Source organism: Winogradskyella sp. Asnod2-B02-A, from assembly GCF_045063645.1.
Lineage (GTDB): Bacteria > Bacteroidota > Bacteroidia > Flavobacteriales > Flavobacteriaceae > Winogradskyella.
Map to the genome: position 1 here is coordinate 287,591 of NZ_JBEFOG010000025.1, position 19,503 is coordinate 307,093.

The following is a 19,503-nucleotide window of genomic DNA, read 5'->3' on the forward strand; positions in this document are numbered from 1 at the left end:
TATGAATTTTAAGGGAAAAGTACTTTTATTCATTATGCTCATAACATCTCTGTTGTGCTACAAATCTTTTGGACAAAAAGATGACAGTAAAGTATATAATGAAATGACTCTTGAAGAGCTTTTAAATATAGATGTTGTAGTAACAGCATCTAAACACCCAGAAGATTTGTTTGAGACACCTTTGTCTACAACAATTATTAGTAAGGATGAAATAAAGAATTCTGGTGTTACAAGTATTCCGGAGGCATTACGTTTGTCACAGGGGTTAATTGTTAGAGAAATAACACCTGGTAATTATGATATTCATATTAGAGGTTACGATGATATTACAAAAAATGTGTATTTAACATTGTCTTATAATACAACAATACTGGTTATGATTGATAACCGAACGGTGTATAGTTATTTTAGTGGAGGCACATTTTGGGAAACCTTGCCTGTAGATTTAAATGATGTTGAAAGAATTGAAGTGGTTAGAGGTCCTGCATCTGCATTATATGGTCCCAATGCTGTTACAGGAGTAATTAATATTATAACATCTCACGCAAATAAAAAAGGAAAAAACATTGCAGTTTCTAGTCAAATGGGAACTAATAATGCTAAAAATGCGAGTGTAAATATTGGCTATAATTGGGATGACAAAACAAAATTGTCTTTTTCAGGTAATTTTGCAGAGCGTTATCGTTTTGATAGTAAGTATTACGATTTTATAAGAAAAGATTACGTAGGTGTAGATAGTTTAACCATGTTTGTCGCTCCAGTAAAAGACGTGACTGCTAATGAGGCATGGACGTTTGGGGAGTATCAAAAGGAACTAGGTGCTTATTATGATGAAGATCTTAGTTTAAGAAGAATTGGAGGTAATATCTTTTTTACACATAATTATGGTGTACATTCAAATATAGATGTTGCTGTTGGCGCTCAAAAATCTCAAAGTCAGAGAACAGGTTTTGTGAATTTAGCAACACCATTATCTCAAACAGAATCACAGAGTTATTATTTAAATGCAAAAATAAAGCACAATAATTTAATAGGACAGTTTAATATTAACTCAGGTAAGGATGAAAACAATTACAAGTTTAATTCTTATAAGTTTACTAATCTTGAAGCAAACTTAGAGTACTTTAAAGAATTTAAAAAGATAAGTATAAGACCAGGAGTTAATTATAAGTATTTATCATACAATAGTCCCTTTACTTATAAAGAACGCTTTAGTTTTAATGAGCTTAACTATCAATTTAAAGATGAAGCAAAAGAAACTTATTCTTTTTCAGCATTTATGCTTACTGAGTGGAAACCAGCCGAAAAGCTAAGGGTAATTGGTGCAGCTCGATTAGATAAATTTGGATTTAATAAACATAATTTTATAAATTATGAAATAGCTTCTACGTATCGTATTAATAAAAATAACTTAATACGCGCAGTACATTCAAAAGCCTCTAAATCACCTTTCTTTTTTGATACTTATTTAAATGGGAACATTATAATAGAATATGATCATTCAGTAGATGGTTCTGCAGATCCAATTACAGTGCCAGTAAATTTAAATATTAATGGCCAAGAAGATCTTAAATATCCTACTATAACAAGTAGTGAAATTGGTTGGAGAACTAAAATAACTAATCGTTTAAGTTTAGATGTTGAAATGTTTTATTCTAAAGTAGATAACTTTGTGAATCCTAATGCATATCACGATTATACCACAGTACAGGAGTTAGATGAATTTGGAAATCCAGGAAATTTATTATCTATAAATGCCGATGGTGCTGTTATATTTGAAAATTATAATTTAAATGCGAGCCAATATGGTTTAGGCTTTACGCTAGATTATGAAATTAATGATAACTTCAGAGCTAAGGTATTTGGTACTTACCAGAAAACTAACATATCAGGTAGTAAAGATATTGATGTTGAATTAACAGATATTCAATTAAATGTTAATCCTACAGGAGATATCCTAACAAGTACATTAAGTAATAAAACAAACCCTACCCAATGGAGTGAAGAAGCAACACCATCCTTTTTTGGAGGTTTTTCATTAAACTATAATCCAAATAATAAATGGAGCTTTAATGCAGATGGTTATATCTATTCTAATCATGAATTTGCGAGTTATAACTATTACGAAATAAATGATTTAGAAAATCTTGAAAATGAAAAGTCGCATATGTATATAAAAACCAATATGGTTCTAAATGCGAAAACGTCATATCAATTTAATAAGAATATCTCAATAAATTTCACTGCAAAAAACCTATTAGGAAAACACCGAGAATATGGCTTTGCAGATAATATTGGATCTATTTTCTTATTAGGGCTTCAATGGAAATATTAATAAAAATCACGAATAACCCAAATTTTTAACCCTTATCTATTTATGAAAAAGTATTATTTTTTAATCACTATTTTTAGTTTATTCCTTACTATAACATCTTGTAGTACTGATGATTCAGAATCATCAGATCCTAACGACATGCTGAGTTCTAGAAACTGGGTAATAGAAAGTAAAATGCTTTCACCTACCATTGTTTATAATGGAATAGAAGTTACAGATATTATGTTGTTTGAGTCTGAGGAAACTAGAAATTATTCTTTTCAATTTAAAGCAGATGGTACTTTTTATCATTATGATGCTACAGGTGAGGTAATCTTAGAAAGCACATGGTTATTAAACGAAGACAATACTCAACTTATATTAGGTGATCCTATTGTATATGATTATCCTGTTGTTGGATCAATGGGTTTTTCTGCAATAGATATTGTATCAATATCATCTTCTAAAATTGTAGGAACTATTGAAGCCTTGTTTGGTGGTGAGAATTATGTAGTTACCATTACTTTTATTTAGTCGTATTATTCTTAATTATCCTATAAAATAAAACGTATTAAGTTAGTATATGCTATTCAAAAATCGATCAATAAAAGTAAAGTTGATGCTAATTATTCAATTAGTGTCATTGTCATCGTTATTGATAGGTTTTGCATATGTTATCTATAGTAATATTACGGTTTTTAAGGAAGACATGAAGAACAACGCAATAATTAATGCAACACTTGTTGGAGATTATTGTGCCGTGCCTTTGGTTTTTGATGTTTCAGAAAGTGCTGTGGAAACGCTGGGCAAGTTGCAAAACATTCCGTCCTTAGAAGTAGGGATTGTTTATAATGATAAGAATGAAGTTTTTGCAGAATATTATAAAAACGGAAATAAAATTCCAATTTCTAACACTCCCAAAACAAGCTCTTGGAATAAGTTTGAAAATGAGTATTTAAGCGTATCTAAACCTATATTTAGCGATAATGAATTTGCAGGAACGATTTATTTAAGGGTTTCTACAGAAGAGCTAACAATTAAAATTAATGACTATTTAATAAAAATGGGCATATTATTAGTTGTGTTAGTTATAGTAAATTACTTTTTGGCTACGTGGTTACAAAAAGTATTGTCTGAACCTATTTTAAACTTAACAAAAGCTACCAAGGAGATATCTGAAAAAGGTAATTATAACTTGAGAGTGCATAAACAAGGTAAAGATGAAATTGGTGATTTAGTTGATGAGTATAATAAAATGTTATCTCAAATATATGTGAGAGAAGAAGCACTAAAACAACGTACAACAGAATTAACAAAAACTCTAGGTGATCTAAAACAGACACAAGAAAAACTTGTTAATTCAGAGAAATTGGCTGCCTTAGGTCAGTTAATTGCAGGTGTAGCTCACGAGATCAACACACCACTTGGTGCTATTCGTTCTTCTATAGGTAATATTAAAAAAACATTGCATTTTGTTATAAATGATTATCCCATATTTATAAATCAATTACCAGATGCTTTAAGAGTTGATTTTTTAGCATTAATGGAAGATTCTTTTAAAAATAGGCATATGTTGACTTCAAAAGAGGAACGAACGCTTAAGAAAAAGATAGCAGCAACGTTTGAATCTCATAATATTAAAAATGCCTATTCTTACGCAGATACTTTTGTAGATATTATGGTTGTTGATAATGTTGAAAAATATCTAACTCTTTTGCAAAATGAAGATTCTGAAAATATTTTAGAAACAGCTTATAAAATTACAGGTTTACAAAGAAGCACTGAAAACATAGAATTCGCGTCTGATAGAGCTTCGAAAGTTGTTTTTGCTTTAAAAAATTCATCAAGAATTAATATTCATGAAGAACAAGTCCTGGCAGATGTTTCTGAAGGCATTGAAAGTATTTTAATTTTATACAACAATCAAATAAAGCAAGGTATTGAAGTCTCAAAAGTATTTCAAAAGATTCCAAAAATTCTTTGTTATTATGATGAGCTTAATCAGGTTTGGACCAATATACTTCATAATGCCATCTATGCGATGGATCTTAAAGGGAAGTTAACGGTTAAAACAGGTGTAGAAAATAATTGGGTTGTTGTGTCTATTACTGACAGTGGGAAAGGAATTCCTGAAGATGAAATTCATCAAATATTTGACCCGTTTTTTAGTACAAAGCCAACTGGTGAAGGAACGGGAATTGGTTTAGATATTTCAAAACGAATTATAGAAAAACATAATGGAAAAATTGAGGTAGAAAGTAAGCCAGGAAAAACAACATTTAGCATTTACTTACCTATTAATAATAGTAAAGAATTATCAGTATAGCCAAAATAATAATTTATGGAGAAAATTGTAATATTATGTGTTGATGACGAAAAAATTATTTTAGATAGTATAAAAGCACAATTAAAAGAAAATTACGGTAATTCATTTTTTTATGAAACGGCCCAGAGTGCTGTGGAAGCTTTTGATATTATTGATGAATTAATGATAGATAAAAAAGTAAAACTTATAATAATCAGCGATTGGCTAATGCCAGTTGTTAAAGGAGATGAATTTTTAATTAAAGTGCATAATAAGTATCCTAATTCTTTGAAAATTTTGTTAACTGGGCAGGCAGATGACAATTTAATTGAGAAAACAAAGAAGGAAGCACATCTATTTAAGTGCTTAAAAAAACCATGGATTCGATCAGAGTTATTCGCTTGTATTGAAACTGGTATGCATTTAATTTAAACTAAGGCGTATGGAGAAGAAAGATGTGATATTTTGTATCGATGATGAAAAAATAGTTTTAAATAGCTTAAAAACTGAACTGAAAAATGCTTTTGGTAATATATATATTATTGAAACAGCAGAATCGGGAATTGAGGCTTTAGAGGCTATAGATAATTTATTAAGCTTAAATTACAGACTACAAGTAGTTATAGCAGATTACGCTATGCCAGTAATGAAAGGAGATGAGTTTTTAACTGAACTTCATAAAAAATCACCTGATACTTTAAATATATTATTAACAGGGCAGGCCACTATTGAAGGCATAACCAATGCCATAAACCATGCAGGTCTCTATCGATATATTGCTAAGCCTTGGCATACAGACGATCTTGTGTTAACGGTTAAACAAGCCATTAAAAGCTATGAGCAAGAAAACCAACTTAAAATTCAAAATAAAGAATTATTAGAGTTAAGTACTTTATTAGAGGAGAAAGTTCAGTTACGTACTCAGGAATTAAAGAATAAAAACAACTTACTTTTAGAAAAGAAAGAAGAGATTACATCACAAAATAAAGAGTTAGAAACATATAGAAATCATCTTGAAAATCTTGTTGAAGAAAGAACCTTAGAACTTACCCTAGCTAAAGATAAAGCAGAAGAAAGTGACCGACTAAAATCTCAATTTCTTGCAACCATTTCACACGAGTTAAGAACACCACTTAATTCTATTATTGGACTTTCTGGGCTCATAGATAACGAGTCGTCCATTGATGAAATTCTTGAGTTTGTAAAAATTATTAACGAAAGCGGTGAACATTTACTTAAACTCATTGAAGATCTTATTAAATTTTCTCTTATAGAATCAGGGAAAGAAAAAGTTTATATGAATGATATTAATTTGAATGTTTTTCTAAATGAAATACATGAATCAATGGTAATTCATAAAAAAAGTTTAGGAAAGGATCACTTAGAATTTAATTTAGAGATTCCTCCTAGTTATAATAATTTAACCATTTACACAGATCAACTAAAACTACAACAGATATTAATTAACCTGTTAAAGAATGCCATTAAATTTTCAGAAAGTGGAACCGTTACTTATGGCTTTAAGGTCTGTAAAAGAGAAGAAACACCAAAAATTGCTTTTTATGTTACAGATACCGGAATTGGAATAGATCCAAATCATCAAGAGTTAATTTTTAAAGGTTTTACGCAAGTTAATGGGTCATTTAATAGGTCTTTTGATGGTGCTGGCATTGGACTCACCATAGCAAAAAAACTTGTTAACCTCTTAGATGGTAAGATATGGGTAGAGTCAAAATTAGGAAAAGGTAGTTCGTTCTTTTTCGTTTTTCCATTAAAAAATATTCAGGAGGATATCATTAAAGATGGCTGTAGTGACGATAATACCGTTTCAAATAATACTAACAATTAATTACAGTCGTTCGTATTTTTAGATAATTAAGGTTCTAATAAATTAAAAAAACAAAACTTACATTATTTATTCTACACGTTTATAATTTTCAGAATATATACGGTTACCATCGTCATCTAATTCAATTTGTTGAAACTGATTTGATTGTAATTGTAGTTCAAATTTAAACTGTTTTTTTTCGGAAATAACATTGTCCATAACAGCAGAACCAAAATCTAATACTTCGGTAAGTGTGTTGTCTTTAAAATTATATGTGCCATAACCAAACCATTCTGAAGAATCTGCTGGCTTATGCTTACACCACATCACTTTAGAGTCCGTATACATTTTTAATTGCCTAGAGGTCGAAGACGTGTCAAAGGAATCAACCACCACATTATCTTTATAATTATAAAAACTCACCAATTCCCAAGTTCCATTAAGTTTTTTTGAGTTGATATTCGGAATTTCTTCAATTTCAACAATTTCTGAAGTCTCTTTGGGTTGGTCTTTACATGAAGATATGAACACAAAGCTAAGGATTAAAATTAGTATTCTTAATGACATAATTTCTAGGATTTAGCAATTAAACTGCTTTAAATTACGAAATTATAAGTAGAATACGCTACTATTTAAAACATTTATGCTGTAATAGTTACTGTTAATAACTTCTATGTAAGGTTTTGCTCAAAAAACCTACTTTTGTTATACACAATTTTGGCTTTTTTATTGAAGAAGTTGAGATTAATTTTTTAAGTATAAAAACACAAGATATGTCTGATAAAATTGAAAAAGTAAAGTGTTTAATTATAGGTTCTGGTCCAGCAGGTTACACAGCTGCTGTTTATGCGGCTAGAGCTAATATGGCACCTGTTTTATATCAAGGTGAGCAGCCAGGTGGTCAGTTAACTACAACAAATGATGTTGAAAATTTCCCAGGTTATCCTGAAGGAATTACGGGTCCAGAAATGATGATGCAATTACAAAAACAAGCAGAACGTTTTGGTACAGATGTACGTCATGGCTGGGTTAGTAAAGTCGATTTTTCTGGTGATATTCATAAAGCATGGATAAATGAAGAAAAAGAAATTCACGCAGATACTATTATAATTTCTACAGGTGCTTCTGCTAAGTATTTAAACTTACCTTCTGAACAAAAATATTTGAAATTAGGAGGAGGAGTTTCTGCATGTGCAGTATGTGATGGTTTCTTTTATAGAAATCAAGAGGTAGTTATTGTTGGAGCAGGTGATTCGGCTTGTGAAGAAGCTCACTACCTTTCTAAACTTTGTAAAAAGGTGACGATGTTAGTAAGACGTGATGAGTTTAGAGCGTCTAAAATCATGGCGAATCGTGTAAAAAACACCGAGAATATTGAAATCTTATTCAACACAGAAACGGATGAGGTTTTAGGTGATGGACAAGTGGTTACTGGTGTTAGGGTTTTTAACAATAAAACGAATGAAAAGCATGATATTGAAGCTACAGGTTTCTTCGTAGCCATTGGTCATAAACCAAATACGGATATTTTTAAAGGCATTTTAGATTTAGACGAAACAGGTTACATCATTAACGCAGTACCAGGAACAAGTAAAACCAATGTAGAAGGTGTATTTGTTAGTGGTGATGCAGCAGACCATGTTTATAGACAAGCTATTACAGCTGCAGGTACAGGTTGTATGGCAGCGTTAGATGCTGAGCGTTATTTGGCAGCTAAAGATTCTGATTTTGAAGTAGCAACTTCAACATATAACTAGTCGATAAATTTTGATTACATAAAAAAGCCGAAGTAATTACTTCGGCTTTTTTATATTTATAAATTAAGCGTTAAATATTTTATCGCTTTTTCTTCTGTAATTTGGCAGTGTCTTCAAATTTCGTAATTGATATTGCTGGATTTCCAAAAAGGTAAATCTCACTATCTCCAGAAGCTGCTATAGTAATACTTTCGGTTGCAGCAATAGTTAAATCGCTTGTGTCTTCAAGAGTTGCATCCACCGTTTTAACATCAAATTTTGCTCCATTAAAATTCGTTGAATTATCTAATCTAAATACCGAACTATTTGCAGAGCCTTCTATTACAGCATCTGAACGAAGATACAAATCGAAATTTGCAATTTTACTATTAATTAAAGCGTCTAACTTACTATTATCACTTAATTCAATTTTGGTGTTTTCTGCAGTAAGGTTTAATCTTGTTTTAGATTTTCCTGAACTCTTATAATCAAATTTTTTAGCATTAATATTCAAGTAAGCTCTAGAGTCATCTGCAGTAATTAAAGTAACATCACCTAATTCCATTGAGGTTAAAGATCTAATTTCGCTATCTCCTCTAGTTTCTATAGAACGTAGTCCATCTCCATAATTAACGGTAATATTAAGCTTCTTTTTAGAAGAAATTTGAACCGTTTCTGCAAAGGTAAGTACACCATCTACAACATTAAATTGAATTACATCGTGTAAATTACTATCAGCTTCTACACTAACCGAAGGTTTACTGTTGTATACAGCTTCAATTGAAAAATCTCCATCAATAATAATAGAGTGGAAGTTATCGATAAAAGTTTGTTTAATAGTGACGTTTCTATCTCCTTTAATTTTTCCATCTGATTGCGCTGAAATGATTGGAGTTGCAACAATCATTAAAAGTAGAATAAGTAATAATTTTTTCATGTTCTTAGGTTTACTATCTTTTAAGGGACTCAAAACGTACTAAATAAGTTAATTTGTAATGTTTTATACTTATGTAACGTGTTTCGATTGTCAATAATAGTGATTTCTATTTAAATATTGGTCAATTAAAAGCTATTAAAGTAAGATATACAAAAACCATCCCAAACTCTAATTAGAGTTTAAGATGGTGTGCAATTGGTTGGTTGTTAGTGTTTTATTTTTTAAATATACAATTTATTTTTTTGCAGTATCATTATTGTTGTCGTACGTTTCCAGCGGAATTGTCTGATTTTTTTACGTTTTCAGGGTTACCAGAATATCTAATATCTCCACCGCTTGTGGCCTTGGCAGTTAATGATTTAGAGGTGTTTATAGAAATATCGGCTCCGCTTGTGGCATTTACATCAGCAGTTTCTGATTGTAATTTTGCGGCATTTATATCACTTCCGCTAGTGGCAGCTGCTGTAAAACGTTCAGTAGATCCAGTTAATTTAATATCGCTACCACTTGTAGAGCTGCAGTTTATAGTTTCTGTTTTGACATCTAATTTTATATCAGCTCCACTTGTGCATTTTAGCTCCAAATCTGCAAGTTTAATAGTGTTTGTAGAATATACATCGCTTCCACTAGTAGCTTTTATTGATGCAATAGTTTCAAAACTGAGCATTATTTTTTTAGAAGAAGCACGTCTTATGTTCTCAGTAGCATATATTCTTAATATTCCATTTTCTACTTCAGTCATAATAATATCATGAAGATTTGCATCTGCTTCAATGGCTAATGACACGTCATCAGATTGTGTAATGTAAAGCTCTAGACCTTGGCTAATTTTAATTTCATTGAAGTCTTTAGAAATAGTTCTATCTACACTTATAACGTCTCCGTTACCATCAATGCCTTTTCCTAAATTCATAGAAAAATTACAGGATAGCATTAGTAAGCTAATAATACTGACTACGATAATTCTTGATAATGTGCTCATGATTTCTGTTGGTTTTTTGATTGATGAAATGTTTTTTATAAATTTAAGTTGATTAATCTTTGTTGTAAATTATAAAATGATGACTTGTATAATTTAAAGTATCAATTGTTATTAGTATCAATGCTAACGCCATTTTCTTCAGTAATTTCATACTGAATTTCTGATTCTTTTGAGTTTAATTCTTGCTCAATTGATTTCTGTATTTTAGTTTCCTGAGTATTTATTACTTCTGATTTAATTACAGCTGCTTCAACTTTGGTTTCTAGTTCTTGTACTGGTTCTGGTTCTGGTTCTGGCTCACAATCTAAACACTCAACATCATCTTCTATAACTTTTAAGAAATGGTTTTCCATGCCTCGTTTAAGAATGTCATTTGAAGAGTTATAATAACGACGAAAATTTTGTGTATTGCTGTTAGCAATAAATATGGTGCCTTCAGGCAGGTACAAGACAACTTCAATATGTTGATCGCTAAATTTATTTGAAGCATGTGTAATTAGATATGCATCTAATTTTAGTTCATTATTTGCTTCAGAATAATTGTATTTAATTTCATGAGCACGTTCTCTGGCTAATTCATAACTGCTGCCTCTTGCTAAAGCATTAATTTTTATACTGGCTAAGGAATCTGTGGTAGATTTTACTGTAAGCCTTATATCTGTCGTTGATATAACATTGTTACCGTCATCAGTAGAACTAATTCTATAGCCACTATAGTCACTATATAGGTGTTTGTTGTATGTATCGTGACCAACCATTTTAATTTTCAATGTATCTCCAGAAGTAACGTTTATTGTTTCCTCTATTTGTGTAACATTGGCATCATATGCTTGCTCTGTAGCTTGTCTTATACCTGTAATTATTAAACCAATAATTGAAACAATCCAGAGACCTAATAATGCGAATTTTGCAATATTACCTATTGATTTTAAGTTGTTTATTAAAATCTTTAATCCTAAATAAAAAACAAAGAAAAAAGGAATTCCGATAGCGAAAAATAACAATAATGACATGAGCCAAATAGGAATATTGGCAGCATTAGATGCATTAATGAAATCCATGCCAGGAAAATGAATAGCATTGGTAACGCCAACAGTAAAGAAGGCCACAATTAATCCTATGATTGTGCTAATTCCAATAATAATTAAAAGAATACCAATGAACTTTGATACTATTTTTAAAAAGAACATTATAATGCTACCAATGGTTTCAAAAAAAGATTGAGAACTCGATTTTAGCTTACTACTTTGCTTCTGAAAATCGACACTTTTAACCGTTTCTGAGATATTATCTGAAACATGATCAAAACCTTCTTTTAATTTCTCGCTATGTTTTTTTAAATCTACATTTTTTACGGTTTCTGATACCGTATCAATGCCGTCTTTAATTTTTTTTTCAATGTTACTGATGTTTACAGGATCACCAGTCATTGTTATTTTTTCTGCAGTAGTTTTTGCTTCAGGTATTAAAGCCCAAAGTATAATGTATAATAATACACCTGTACCAGCACTAAAGAATAGTATCACCCAAATAAGTCTTATCCATAAAGCATCAATTCCAAAATAATGCCCCAAACCAGCAGCTACACCACCTATGTAAGAGTTATCAGTATCTCTGTATAAACGTCTCGAAGATGTAGATCTTTGCTTGTATTGTTGTTTTGGCTCATCCTCAAAGATTTCATCATCTACAAGATAATCTTCGGGTTGTCCCATTATAGTAATCACTTCGTCCACTAATCTAATACCCACAACTTGTTTTTCATTCTGTATACGTTCAGAAAACAATTCGGCAATACGTGCTTCAATGTCTGCAATGATTTCTGATTGACCTTGAGAATCTGTAAATGAACGTTTTATAGCCTCAAGATAGCGCGATAATTTTAGGTATGCATCTTCATCTATATGGAAGAATATACCTGCTAAATTTATATTGACTGTTTTATTCATTTTTTTGGTGTTTTTGTATTGGTTACTAGGTTAACGGCATTTTGTAATTCACTCCAAGTGGTATTTAATTCATTAAGAAACAATTTTCCTGTTTCTGTAAGTCCATAATATTTTCTTGGTGGTCCAGAGGTAGATTCTTCCCAACGATAATTGAGCAAGCCAGCATTTTTTAATCTTGTTAATAGTGGATATATAGTTCCTTCTACAACAAGCATTTTTGCATCTTTTAGTGTGCCTAGAATCTCTGCTACGTATGCATCTTCATCCTTTAAAACGGATAAAATGCAATACTCTAGAACACCTTTACGCATTTGTGCTTTTGTGTTTTCTATTTTCATGTATTGTGCGTCTTTAATTCGATTAAACTGTTCATTTTTTGATTGATGATTTATAGTTATTAAAATAGCGAGTGATTAAATCGCGTGTTATTATTTTAAAAAGTTAATTGTAAAAGGATATTTAAACGAGAGTCCATCTCTAGCAGTTAAACTAGCTTTAACAATTAGTGCTAATTCTATTATAAAGGCAATAATAGCTAATGCTCCTAGACCACCACCTATGTATAGCAGAGGAGAAGGTTCACCAATATTAATATGAAAACTATTAAAGCCATTAAAATCTAAGACATCCATATTACTAAACACTCTAAAAATGAAAAGCGGTACACTAATGCTCCCTATAATAATGGCGTATAGTAAAACACTGATCTGAAAATTAATAGCTTGTTTACCATGCTGATCTATAAACTCTGATTTGTTTTTATTAGCTGCCCATAATACTATAGGTCCAATAAAATTGCCAAAAGGAATAACAAACCTCGAAAAGGTAGATAGATGAATAAATGTGGCTAAATTTTTATGATGATTATCTAACATAATATAAAGTATATAATAGTTGCTTATACAAATATATGTCTTTAAAAAGGTATTATGTTACGCATAGTACTAAAAATTAACATTTTCTTAACATTAGTTTGGTTCATAATTTTGAATTATTTTAGTGAAAATTTTAATTAACATCATGAATATTTCACCATCCAAACTTAACATGTTTCTAATGTTTAAGCTACCTGCGGCATATTTTACAGGTATAAGAACAAAGTCTTTAGATGATACAACTTGTGTTGTTTCAGTAAAACATCGTTGGGTGAACCAAAATCCTTTTAGGTCAATGTTTTGGGCTGTACAAGGTATGGCAGCTGAGTTAACAACGGGAGCATTAGTAATGAAAAAGATTAAAGAAAGTGGTAAAAATATCTCAATGTTAGTCGCTTCTAATGATGCTTCTTTTTCAAAAAAAGCAACAGGTAGAATTACTTTTACCTGTAATGAAGGAAGTAAAATAGATGATGCTATTCATAAAGCGATTGAAACAGGAGAAGGCCAAACATTGTGGTTAAATTCTAAAGGAATTAATAAAGATGGAATAGAAGTCTCTACATTTAATTTTCAATGGACTTTAAAAGTTAAAGCGTAATTGTTGTTGTGTTTCTTAAGTACATAGCCTTTTTTTTGTAACATTTTTTAGCTTTTTACAACATATAAAGGAATCAATTAAAATATTTAAATAATTAGTTATGGAAAAATTACCAAATTATAGCGATAGAAATTCTCATGAGATAGATTACCGTATATATGGTGAGGAAATGCAATATGTAGAGGTAGAACTCGATCCGCAAGAAGGAGTAATTGCGGAATCAGGAAGCTTTATGATGATGGATGATGGTATTAAAATGGATACCATTTTTGGTGATGGCTCTCAACAAGATACTGGTTTTCTGGGTAAAATTCTTGGAGCTGGAAAACGTATTCTTACAGGAGAGAGTTTATTTATGACCGCTTTCTACAATGATTATACTGGTAAGCGCAATGTATCTTTTGCATCTCCATATCCTGGAAAAATAGTTCCAATTGATTTAACTGAGTTTGGCGGAAAGTTTATTTGCCAAAAAGATGCTTTTCTTTGTGCCGCAAAAGGCGTAAGTATAGGTATTGAGTTTTCTAAAAAATTAGGTCGAGGCTTATTTGGAGGTGAAGGTTTTATAATGCAAAAGTTAGAAGGAGATGGTATGGCATTTGTACATGCAGGTGGCACTATGGCAGAAAAAACATTAGCAGCTGGAGAAACTTTGCGTGTAGATACAGGTTGTATTGTCGGGTTTTCTCAAAGTATTGATTACGATATTGAATTTGTGAAGGGAATAAAAAATTCCATTTTTGGAGGAGAAGGATTGTTCTTTGCGAGACTGCAAGGACCTGGGAAAGTTTATATTCAATCGTTACCTTTTAGTAGGTTAGCTGGTCGTGTATTGGCAACTGCTCCGAGAAGTGGAGGAAAAGATAGAGGAGAAGGTAGTATTTTAGGAGGTTTGGGCGACTTGTTAGATGGAGATAATCGCTTTTAAAATGGTATGCATAACGCTTTAAATCTAATAATTAAATAGAATAGGTTTTCTTAATTTAACTATGGTTTTAATAAAGTAATCTCAAATTTTTAACATAATAAGCTGTTAAACTTTAGATTAAATAAATTCAAATTCATTTTTTTTATTACCTTTAAACTGAATTGAAACAATAGCGTATAGAGAAAATCTACTTTTTTTAAACCTAAAACCAAAAAAACCTATGGCGCGAGCAATGTACGAGTACACTAAAACTGTTCTCAGCAAAGTGAGTTTTGATGCGACATTATTCTGTAGAGAAGTACAAAAAGCAGTAAGACGATTATTGCCTCACGAACTTGAAGAACTTAGAATATATATCCAGTCCCTAATCAATCAAAACCCAGAATTGAATCAGTGTTTAATTTATTTAAAAGCATAAAAAAAAAAGCGACTTTCGAGTCGCTTTTTTTATGAGTAAAGTTATCTTCGCAAAAAAAAACTATTACACTGAAAAAAATAGCTGTTTACATATTGTTTTTAGTTTTTGCGTTTAGACTAATATATGTTGTTGGTAACATGCTCTATTATCAATTAAATATTGATTATATTATAGAGACTTATTGTATTAACACAGATAAGCCAGAGCTAAAATGTAATGGTAAGTGTCATTTAGCAAAACAATTGACAGCGGTTAATAACACAGACGATAGTGGAAAAGCTTTAGTTAGTATTTACGATTCTTTTTTTCCAGTGTTTTCAGAAAAATTGCCTGTAATTGAAATTAATGCTTTAACAACCTTTTATAATAAGCAAAAAATAATAGCATGTATTCAATGTTATTCTTACAAGTTTGAATACTACCATTTTAAGCCTCCAATTTCATAATTTTATTTTTAGGTGAGATTTTTTTCTATAACCTTAAGCAACTTTTAAATGGCATGTTTCATAAAAATTTTAATAGTTAGATGTGTATCTTAATATTAAAAATGGATCGTGTTCATATTTTTATATAGTTGTTTAATTTATAGAACTAAAGTCTTAATACATTCAAAATACATTCGAAAAATAAAATTTAAACAAATGAAATTACTTAAATATACATTTGCACTTTTGGCGTGCGCAATACTTACAAATTGTTCATCTGATGATGATAACAATGAAGACCTAACAGGACAATCTGGTGAATTAATTTTAAAATTTGATAATTCTGTTGGAGACCAAGACTTTATCTTCGGAACAACTTATACTAAATCTAATGGTGAATCTTACCAACTATCTACATTAAAATATATTATTAGTAATGTAAGAGTTAAAGATGTTGATGGAAACATATATACATATCCTACCTCAGATAACGTGTTTATTGTTAATGAAGAAGATGGTAATAATGCAGGTGAGATTTGGGTAACATTAAATGATATTGATGCTGCTAATTACACCGAAATTACTTTCGGAATTGGTATCGATCAAGATCGTTTTTTATTAGGTGCTGATGGGCAAGGTGACTTTTTAGATTTAGCATCAGATGAAGGAATGTTGTGGAGTTGGGCAACAGGATATAGGTTTGTTAGGTTTGATGGCACATTCTCTACAGATACTGTTACAGATGAGCCATTAGCTATACACATGGGTAGTGTAGGTTCTTCTTTAGATAATTATAAGGAAGTATCATTAACTTTTCCAAATACAGTTTTAGTTAGAGAAAATAAGTCTCCAGAAGTTCATATTACCGCAGATATATCTAAAGTTTTTGATGGTACTACTTCAGTGAATTTTGCTGATGGTTATGATCAGGTGCATACAGATGCAAATGAAACTCCAGTTATTGCTTCAAATGTTCAAACTATGTTTGACGTGCATCACGTACATAACGATTAAGCAATATTAAAATTAGAAGGAGCTTTTTGCTCCTTCTAGTTTTATAAATGATATTTTATGAATAGAATAAAATTGTTATTTGCTGTAATGGTTATAGTATCTTCATGTTCTGATACATCAGATATTGTTAAATACGAACCAGCAGTAATGGAGGTTGATATGCCTTCTAATTTTCCTGATATTGCTTATAATTTAGATGTTAATCCGGTTACTAAAGCAGGTTTTGAATTAGGTAAAGATTTGTTTTATGAGGGGAAACTGTCATTAAACAATGCCATACCGTGTGCTTTTTGCCATGAGCAAGCTTTTGCTTTTACCCATCATGGACATAATTTAAGTCATGGTGTTAATGGAGGTGTGGGCTTTAGAAATGCACAGCCTATACAAAATATGGCTTATCAATCTACTTTTATGTGGGATGGTGCTGCAACACATTTAGACTTGCAACCTATTATTCCATTAACAAGCGAATTAGAAATGGGTGAAACCACTAGTAATGTTATTTCTAAATTGCAAGCAGAACCTTATTATCAAGATCAGTTTGCACGGGCTTTTGAAAATGGCGAAATTAATACGGAGAACATGTTAAAGGCATTATCTCAATTTATGGTAATGATGGTATCTTCTAATTCTAAATACGATAAATATGTAAGAGGAGAAGATGGAATTAGCTTTACACAATTAGAGTCTGATGGATTAAATATATTTCAGAATAAATGTGCTACTTGTCATGCTACAGATTTATTTTCTGATCAAAGTTTTAGAAATAATGGTTTACCAATAAATCCTCAATTAAATGATACAGGAAGATTTGGTGTACTAGAAGATCCCAATGATTTGTACAAATTTAAAGTACCTAGTTTAAGAAATGTAGAAGTGTCTTATCCTTACATGCATGATGGTAGATTTGCGACACTAGAGGTGGTTTTAGATTTTTATGATTCTGCAGCTGTAGATAATGGTAACGTAGACCAAGTGTTACTTAGAGGCGACGGTACTTATGGTATTTCGCTTTCTACTTATGAAAAAGAAAGCTTATTGGCTTTCTTAAAAACTTTAACCGATAACGAATTTTTAGAAGATGAACGTTTTTCAGAATATTAATAAAATAATAGTTGCCCTCATCTTTATTGTAATGAGCAACTCAGTTGTCAATGCCACGTCAATTAAAAGGGATTGTGAAAATCACCAATTTATGGAGTTGTTTTGTGATTTATGTGGTTGTTCTACAAGTAGTGGCAGCTTTGGTTTTGGAACATTAAGCAATGCTAATTTTATTGGTGTACGCTATATCTATCAAAATTTTGAATCTAAAGCAGGTATATTTAGTAATTCTCCAGTGAGTAAAGAGGCATTTAACACCATACAGTTATGGGCACAAATTCCAATAAATAAATCATTTTATGTTACTGCTAATGCTCCGTACCAAGACTTAACTCGAAAGTTTCAAGGAGAAAATGAAACGCTTAACGGTTTGGGAGATATAAGTACAATTGGTTGGTACAAATTGGTGTTTTACAAGAAAAAAAGTAGCAAAGATAAAGTAGATTATAATTTGCCTAGAGAAGCTTCAGGACATTCATTACAATTTGGAATTGGTGTAAAATTGCCAACGGGAAAATTTGAAGAACAACTAGCAGATAATGTTAATCCTGGCTTTCAAGTAGGTACAGGTAGTGTAGATGGTATTTTTTCTTTGAGTTATAATTACGGAAGTGATAAGGTTGGCGTAAACACCCTTTTGAGTTATTATTTAAAAGGTGAAAATAAAAACAGTTACCAATTTGGTAATCAATTTAGTTATGCGGTTAATTTATATACTGTTTTTCCTAAAGAAAAAATGAATATCATGCCGTTTGTTGGTCTTTCTGGTGATGTTTATGATTCTATTGTTCAATACGATGAAACGCTACAAGATACAGATGGCAACATCCTAAACGGTTCTTTAGGCTCGGAATTAGCCATTAATAAATTTATTTTTGGTGCGAGTTATACACTGCCTTTAAGTCAAAATTTATTTGGTGATAATGTAGAGTCTCAAAATCGTTTTTCAATTTATTTAAATTATGCTTTATAAACATTGAATAAGATACTTTAATAAAAAAAACCTCGTAGATCGATGCTACGAGGTTTTTTTATTTTAATAGAGAATAAAGTTACTTTGCTTTAGGGCTTATAATTTCAACATTCTGAAATGCAATTGCACCACGAATTATACCCGAAATAACATCATGCAAGGCATTAATTATTTGCATTTTTAATTCACTTTTATGATAAATAATACTTACTTCTCTCGCAGGTGAGGGTTCTTTAAAGTGTCTTAAATTAGGACTTAATTTTTCTTTTATGTCTAAAGTGTGCAGATAAGGAAGCAGTGTCATTCCTAAACCTTCATTAGATAGTTTTATTAAGGTTTCAATACTTCCGCTTTCTAACTGAAAGTTTTCATCTATTTGATCTTTAAATGTCTTACAAAGATTGATGACACCATCTCTAAAACAATGGCCATCTTCTAAAAGTAGCATATCATCAATATTTAAATCAGAAACTTCAATGATTTTCTTGTCTTTTAATCGATGGTTAGAAGGAATATAAGCAACAAAAGGTTCGTAGTATAAAACACGCTCTTTTATATTATCACTTTCTAAAGGTGTAGCTGCAATAGCTGCATCTAAGTGACCATCACTGAGGCGAGCTAATATTTCTTCAGTGGTTAATTCTTCAATTTTTAATTTAACCTTTGGGTATTTTTTAATGAAACTTCTTAAAAACATTGGTAAAAGTGTAGGCATCACAGTCGGAATTATGCCAAGCCTAAACTCACCTCCTATAAATCCTTTTTGCTGATCTACAATATCTTGAATACGATCTGCTTCATTTACAATATTTCTAGCCTGAAAAACAATTTTTCGTCCAACGTCCGTTAATTCAATGGGCTTTTTACTTCTGTCAAATATAATAATGTCTAACTCGTCTTCTAATTTCTGAATCTGAGTACTCAATGTTGGTTGTGTTACAAAGCATTTTTCTGCAGCTTTTGTGAAATTTTTGTGTTCTGCTATAGCTAAAGCATATTTGAGTTGGGTTATTGTCATAACTATTAATTTTGGCTATAAAAGTATTAAATCTATTCATAAAAACTATGCTAATTAATACTTATTTCATTCGTAAATTTGACTAAACAAAAAACA

Annotated in this window: 20 protein-coding genes; 13 read left to right on the top strand and 7 right to left on the bottom strand. The window is 30.8% G+C overall.

The genetic code is table 11. The features are described 5' to 3' along the window. Position 1 precedes the first annotated feature (1 nt). From ACJJVO_RS02245 to ACJJVO_RS02265, 5 genes are all read left to right on the top strand, one after another. Entirely contained in the window at positions 2-2,335 is a 2,334-nt protein-coding gene (locus tag ACJJVO_RS02245) for a TonB-dependent receptor plug domain-containing protein (protein ID WP_405569925.1), read from the top strand. Positions 2,336-2,377: 42 nt separating this feature from the next. Next, positions 2,378-2,848 carry a hypothetical protein gene (locus ACJJVO_RS02250; RefSeq protein WP_405569928.1) on the top strand — a complete coding sequence of 157 codons (471 nt, stop codon included), beginning with the start codon at positions 2,378-2,380 and terminating at the stop codon, positions 2,846-2,848. Positions 2,849-2,933: 85 nt separating this feature from the next. Then, positions 2,934-4,640: an ATP-binding protein gene (locus ACJJVO_RS02255; RefSeq protein WP_405569930.1), complete on the top strand. Its 1,707-nt coding sequence runs from the start codon at positions 2,934-2,936 to the stop codon at positions 4,638-4,640. Positions 4,641-4,655: 15 nt separating this feature from the next. Next, positions 4,656-5,051, top strand: a complete 396-nt coding sequence (locus ACJJVO_RS02260) for a response regulator (protein ID WP_405569933.1) — start codon at positions 4,656-4,658, stop codon at positions 5,049-5,051. 10 nt (positions 5,052-5,061) lie between these two features. Next, positions 5,062-6,468 (top strand): hybrid sensor histidine kinase/response regulator, encoded by a 1,407-nt coding sequence (locus tag ACJJVO_RS02265; protein ID WP_405569935.1) that lies wholly within the window; start codon positions 5,062-5,064, stop codon positions 6,466-6,468. Between the two features lie 66 nt (positions 6,469-6,534). Here the strand turns inward: ACJJVO_RS02265 and ACJJVO_RS02270 are convergent, their stop codons facing one another. Further along, positions 6,535-7,014: a hypothetical protein gene (locus tag ACJJVO_RS02270; protein ID WP_405569938.1), complete on the bottom strand. Its 480-nt coding sequence runs from the start codon at positions 7,012-7,014 to the stop codon at positions 6,535-6,537. Between the two features lie 206 nt (positions 7,015-7,220). On the opposite strand from ACJJVO_RS02270, the gene trxB reads away from it, so the two are divergent. Beyond that, the gene (gene trxB, locus ACJJVO_RS02275; protein WP_405569940.1) at positions 7,221-8,204 is read left to right on the top strand and encodes a thioredoxin-disulfide reductase; all 984 of its coding nucleotides are present in this window, start codon (positions 7,221-7,223) and stop codon (positions 8,202-8,204) included. A gap of 79 nt (positions 8,205-8,283) precedes the next feature. Here the strand turns inward: trxB and ACJJVO_RS02280 are convergent, their stop codons facing one another. From ACJJVO_RS02280 to ACJJVO_RS02300, 5 genes are all read right to left on the bottom strand, one after another. After that, positions 8,284-9,120: a GIN domain-containing protein gene (locus ACJJVO_RS02280; RefSeq protein ID WP_405569943.1), complete on the bottom strand. Its 837-nt coding sequence runs from the start codon at positions 9,118-9,120 to the stop codon at positions 8,284-8,286. A 253-nt stretch (positions 9,121-9,373) separates the two neighbouring features. Next, positions 9,374-10,102, bottom strand: a complete 729-nt coding sequence (locus tag ACJJVO_RS02285) for a head GIN domain-containing protein (protein WP_405569945.1) — start codon at positions 10,100-10,102, stop codon at positions 9,374-9,376. A gap of 101 nt (positions 10,103-10,203) precedes the next feature. Beyond that, positions 10,204-12,051, bottom strand: a complete 1,848-nt coding sequence (locus ACJJVO_RS02290) for a PspC domain-containing protein (RefSeq protein ID WP_405569948.1) — start codon at positions 12,049-12,051, stop codon at positions 10,204-10,206. Further along, positions 12,048-12,389, bottom strand: coding sequence for a PadR family transcriptional regulator (locus ACJJVO_RS02295; protein WP_115818194.1), 342 nt, complete (start codon positions 12,387-12,389; stop codon positions 12,048-12,050). Before ACJJVO_RS02295 ends, ACJJVO_RS02290 begins: the two co-directional genes overlap by 4 nt. A gap of 90 nt (positions 12,390-12,479) precedes the next feature. Further along, positions 12,480-12,926 (bottom strand): DUF4870 domain-containing protein, encoded by a 447-nt coding sequence (locus ACJJVO_RS02300; RefSeq protein WP_405569950.1) that lies wholly within the window; start codon positions 12,924-12,926, stop codon positions 12,480-12,482. Positions 12,927-13,071: 145 nt separating this feature from the next. Between ACJJVO_RS02300 and ACJJVO_RS02305 the strand changes: the two genes are divergently transcribed. From ACJJVO_RS02305 to ACJJVO_RS02335, 7 genes are all read left to right on the top strand, one after another. Next, positions 13,072-13,527, top strand: a complete 456-nt coding sequence (locus ACJJVO_RS02305) for a DUF4442 domain-containing protein (protein ID WP_405569952.1) — start codon at positions 13,072-13,074, stop codon at positions 13,525-13,527. A 100-nt stretch (positions 13,528-13,627) separates the two neighbouring features. Beyond that, positions 13,628-14,455 carry a TIGR00266 family protein gene (locus tag ACJJVO_RS02310; RefSeq protein WP_405569954.1) on the top strand — a complete coding sequence of 276 codons (828 nt, stop codon included), beginning with the start codon at positions 13,628-13,630 and terminating at the stop codon, positions 14,453-14,455. 220 nt (positions 14,456-14,675) lie between these two features. Next, positions 14,676-14,873 (top strand): hypothetical protein, encoded by a 198-nt coding sequence (locus tag ACJJVO_RS02315; RefSeq protein WP_405569956.1) that lies wholly within the window; start codon positions 14,676-14,678, stop codon positions 14,871-14,873. A 137-nt stretch (positions 14,874-15,010) separates the two neighbouring features. After that, the gene (locus ACJJVO_RS02320) at positions 15,011-15,319 is read left to right on the top strand and encodes a hypothetical protein (protein ID WP_405569959.1); all 309 of its coding nucleotides are present in this window, start codon (positions 15,011-15,013) and stop codon (positions 15,317-15,319) included. A gap of 195 nt (positions 15,320-15,514) precedes the next feature. Then, positions 15,515-16,312 (top strand): MbnP family protein, encoded by a 798-nt coding sequence (locus ACJJVO_RS02325; protein WP_405569962.1) that lies wholly within the window; start codon positions 15,515-15,517, stop codon positions 16,310-16,312. 57 nt (positions 16,313-16,369) lie between these two features. After that, positions 16,370-17,416, top strand: coding sequence for a cytochrome-c peroxidase (locus ACJJVO_RS02330; protein ID WP_405569965.1), 1,047 nt, complete (start codon positions 16,370-16,372; stop codon positions 17,414-17,416). A 31-nt stretch (positions 17,417-17,447) separates the two neighbouring features. After that, positions 17,448-18,389 carry a hypothetical protein gene (locus ACJJVO_RS02335; protein WP_405569968.1) on the top strand — a complete coding sequence of 314 codons (942 nt, stop codon included), beginning with the start codon at positions 17,448-17,450 and terminating at the stop codon, positions 18,387-18,389. Positions 18,390-18,468: 79 nt separating this feature from the next. Here ACJJVO_RS02335 and ACJJVO_RS02340 read toward each other — a convergent pair whose 3' ends face one another. Further along, a complete protein-coding gene (locus ACJJVO_RS02340; RefSeq protein ID WP_405569971.1) occupies positions 18,469-19,407 on the bottom strand; it encodes a LysR substrate-binding domain-containing protein in 939 nt (312 codons plus the stop codon). Positions 19,408-19,503 lie beyond the last annotated feature (96 nt).

Excerpts from the sequence above, each read along its gene's own strand:
- ACJJVO_RS02245 (WP_405569925.1), top strand. The coding sequence starts at position 2 with ATGAATTTTAAGGGAAAAGTACTTTTATTCATTATGCTCATAACATCT.
- ACJJVO_RS02250 (WP_405569928.1), top strand. The coding sequence starts at position 2,378 with ATGAAAAAGTATTATTTTTTAATCACTATTTTTAGTTTATTCCTTACT.
- ACJJVO_RS02255 (WP_405569930.1), top strand. The coding sequence starts at position 2,934 with ATGCTAATTATTCAATTAGTGTCATTGTCATCGTTATTGATAGGTTTT.
- ACJJVO_RS02260 (WP_405569933.1), top strand. The coding sequence starts at position 4,656 with ATGGAGAAAATTGTAATATTATGTGTTGATGACGAAAAAATTATTTTA.
- ACJJVO_RS02265 (WP_405569935.1), top strand. The coding sequence starts at position 5,062 with ATGGAGAAGAAAGATGTGATATTTTGTATCGATGATGAAAAAATAGTT.
- ACJJVO_RS02270 (WP_405569938.1), bottom strand. The coding sequence starts at position 7,014 with ATGTCATTAAGAATACTAATTTTAATCCTTAGCTTTGTGTTCATATCT.
- trxB (WP_405569940.1), top strand. The coding sequence starts at position 7,221 with ATGTCTGATAAAATTGAAAAAGTAAAGTGTTTAATTATAGGTTCTGGT.
- ACJJVO_RS02280 (WP_405569943.1), bottom strand. The coding sequence starts at position 9,120 with ATGAAAAAATTATTACTTATTCTACTTTTAATGATTGTTGCAACTCCA.
- ACJJVO_RS02285 (WP_405569945.1), bottom strand. The coding sequence starts at position 10,102 with ATGAGCACATTATCAAGAATTATCGTAGTCAGTATTATTAGCTTACTA.
- ACJJVO_RS02290 (WP_405569948.1), bottom strand. The coding sequence starts at position 12,051 with ATGAATAAAACAGTCAATATAAATTTAGCAGGTATATTCTTCCATATA.
- ACJJVO_RS02295 (WP_115818194.1), bottom strand. The coding sequence starts at position 12,389 with ATGAAAATAGAAAACACAAAAGCACAAATGCGTAAAGGTGTTCTAGAG.
- ACJJVO_RS02300 (WP_405569950.1), bottom strand. The coding sequence starts at position 12,926 with ATGTTAGATAATCATCATAAAAATTTAGCCACATTTATTCATCTATCT.
- ACJJVO_RS02305 (WP_405569952.1), top strand. The coding sequence starts at position 13,072 with ATGAATATTTCACCATCCAAACTTAACATGTTTCTAATGTTTAAGCTA.
- ACJJVO_RS02310 (WP_405569954.1), top strand. The coding sequence starts at position 13,628 with ATGGAAAAATTACCAAATTATAGCGATAGAAATTCTCATGAGATAGAT.
- ACJJVO_RS02315 (WP_405569956.1), top strand. The coding sequence starts at position 14,676 with ATGGCGCGAGCAATGTACGAGTACACTAAAACTGTTCTCAGCAAAGTG.
- ACJJVO_RS02320 (WP_405569959.1), top strand. The coding sequence starts at position 15,011 with ATGCTCTATTATCAATTAAATATTGATTATATTATAGAGACTTATTGT.
- ACJJVO_RS02325 (WP_405569962.1), top strand. The coding sequence starts at position 15,515 with ATGAAATTACTTAAATATACATTTGCACTTTTGGCGTGCGCAATACTT.
- ACJJVO_RS02330 (WP_405569965.1), top strand. The coding sequence starts at position 16,370 with ATGAATAGAATAAAATTGTTATTTGCTGTAATGGTTATAGTATCTTCA.
- ACJJVO_RS02335 (WP_405569968.1), top strand. The coding sequence starts at position 17,448 with ATGAGCAACTCAGTTGTCAATGCCACGTCAATTAAAAGGGATTGTGAA.
- ACJJVO_RS02340 (WP_405569971.1), bottom strand. The coding sequence starts at position 19,407 with ATGACAATAACCCAACTCAAATATGCTTTAGCTATAGCAGAACACAAA.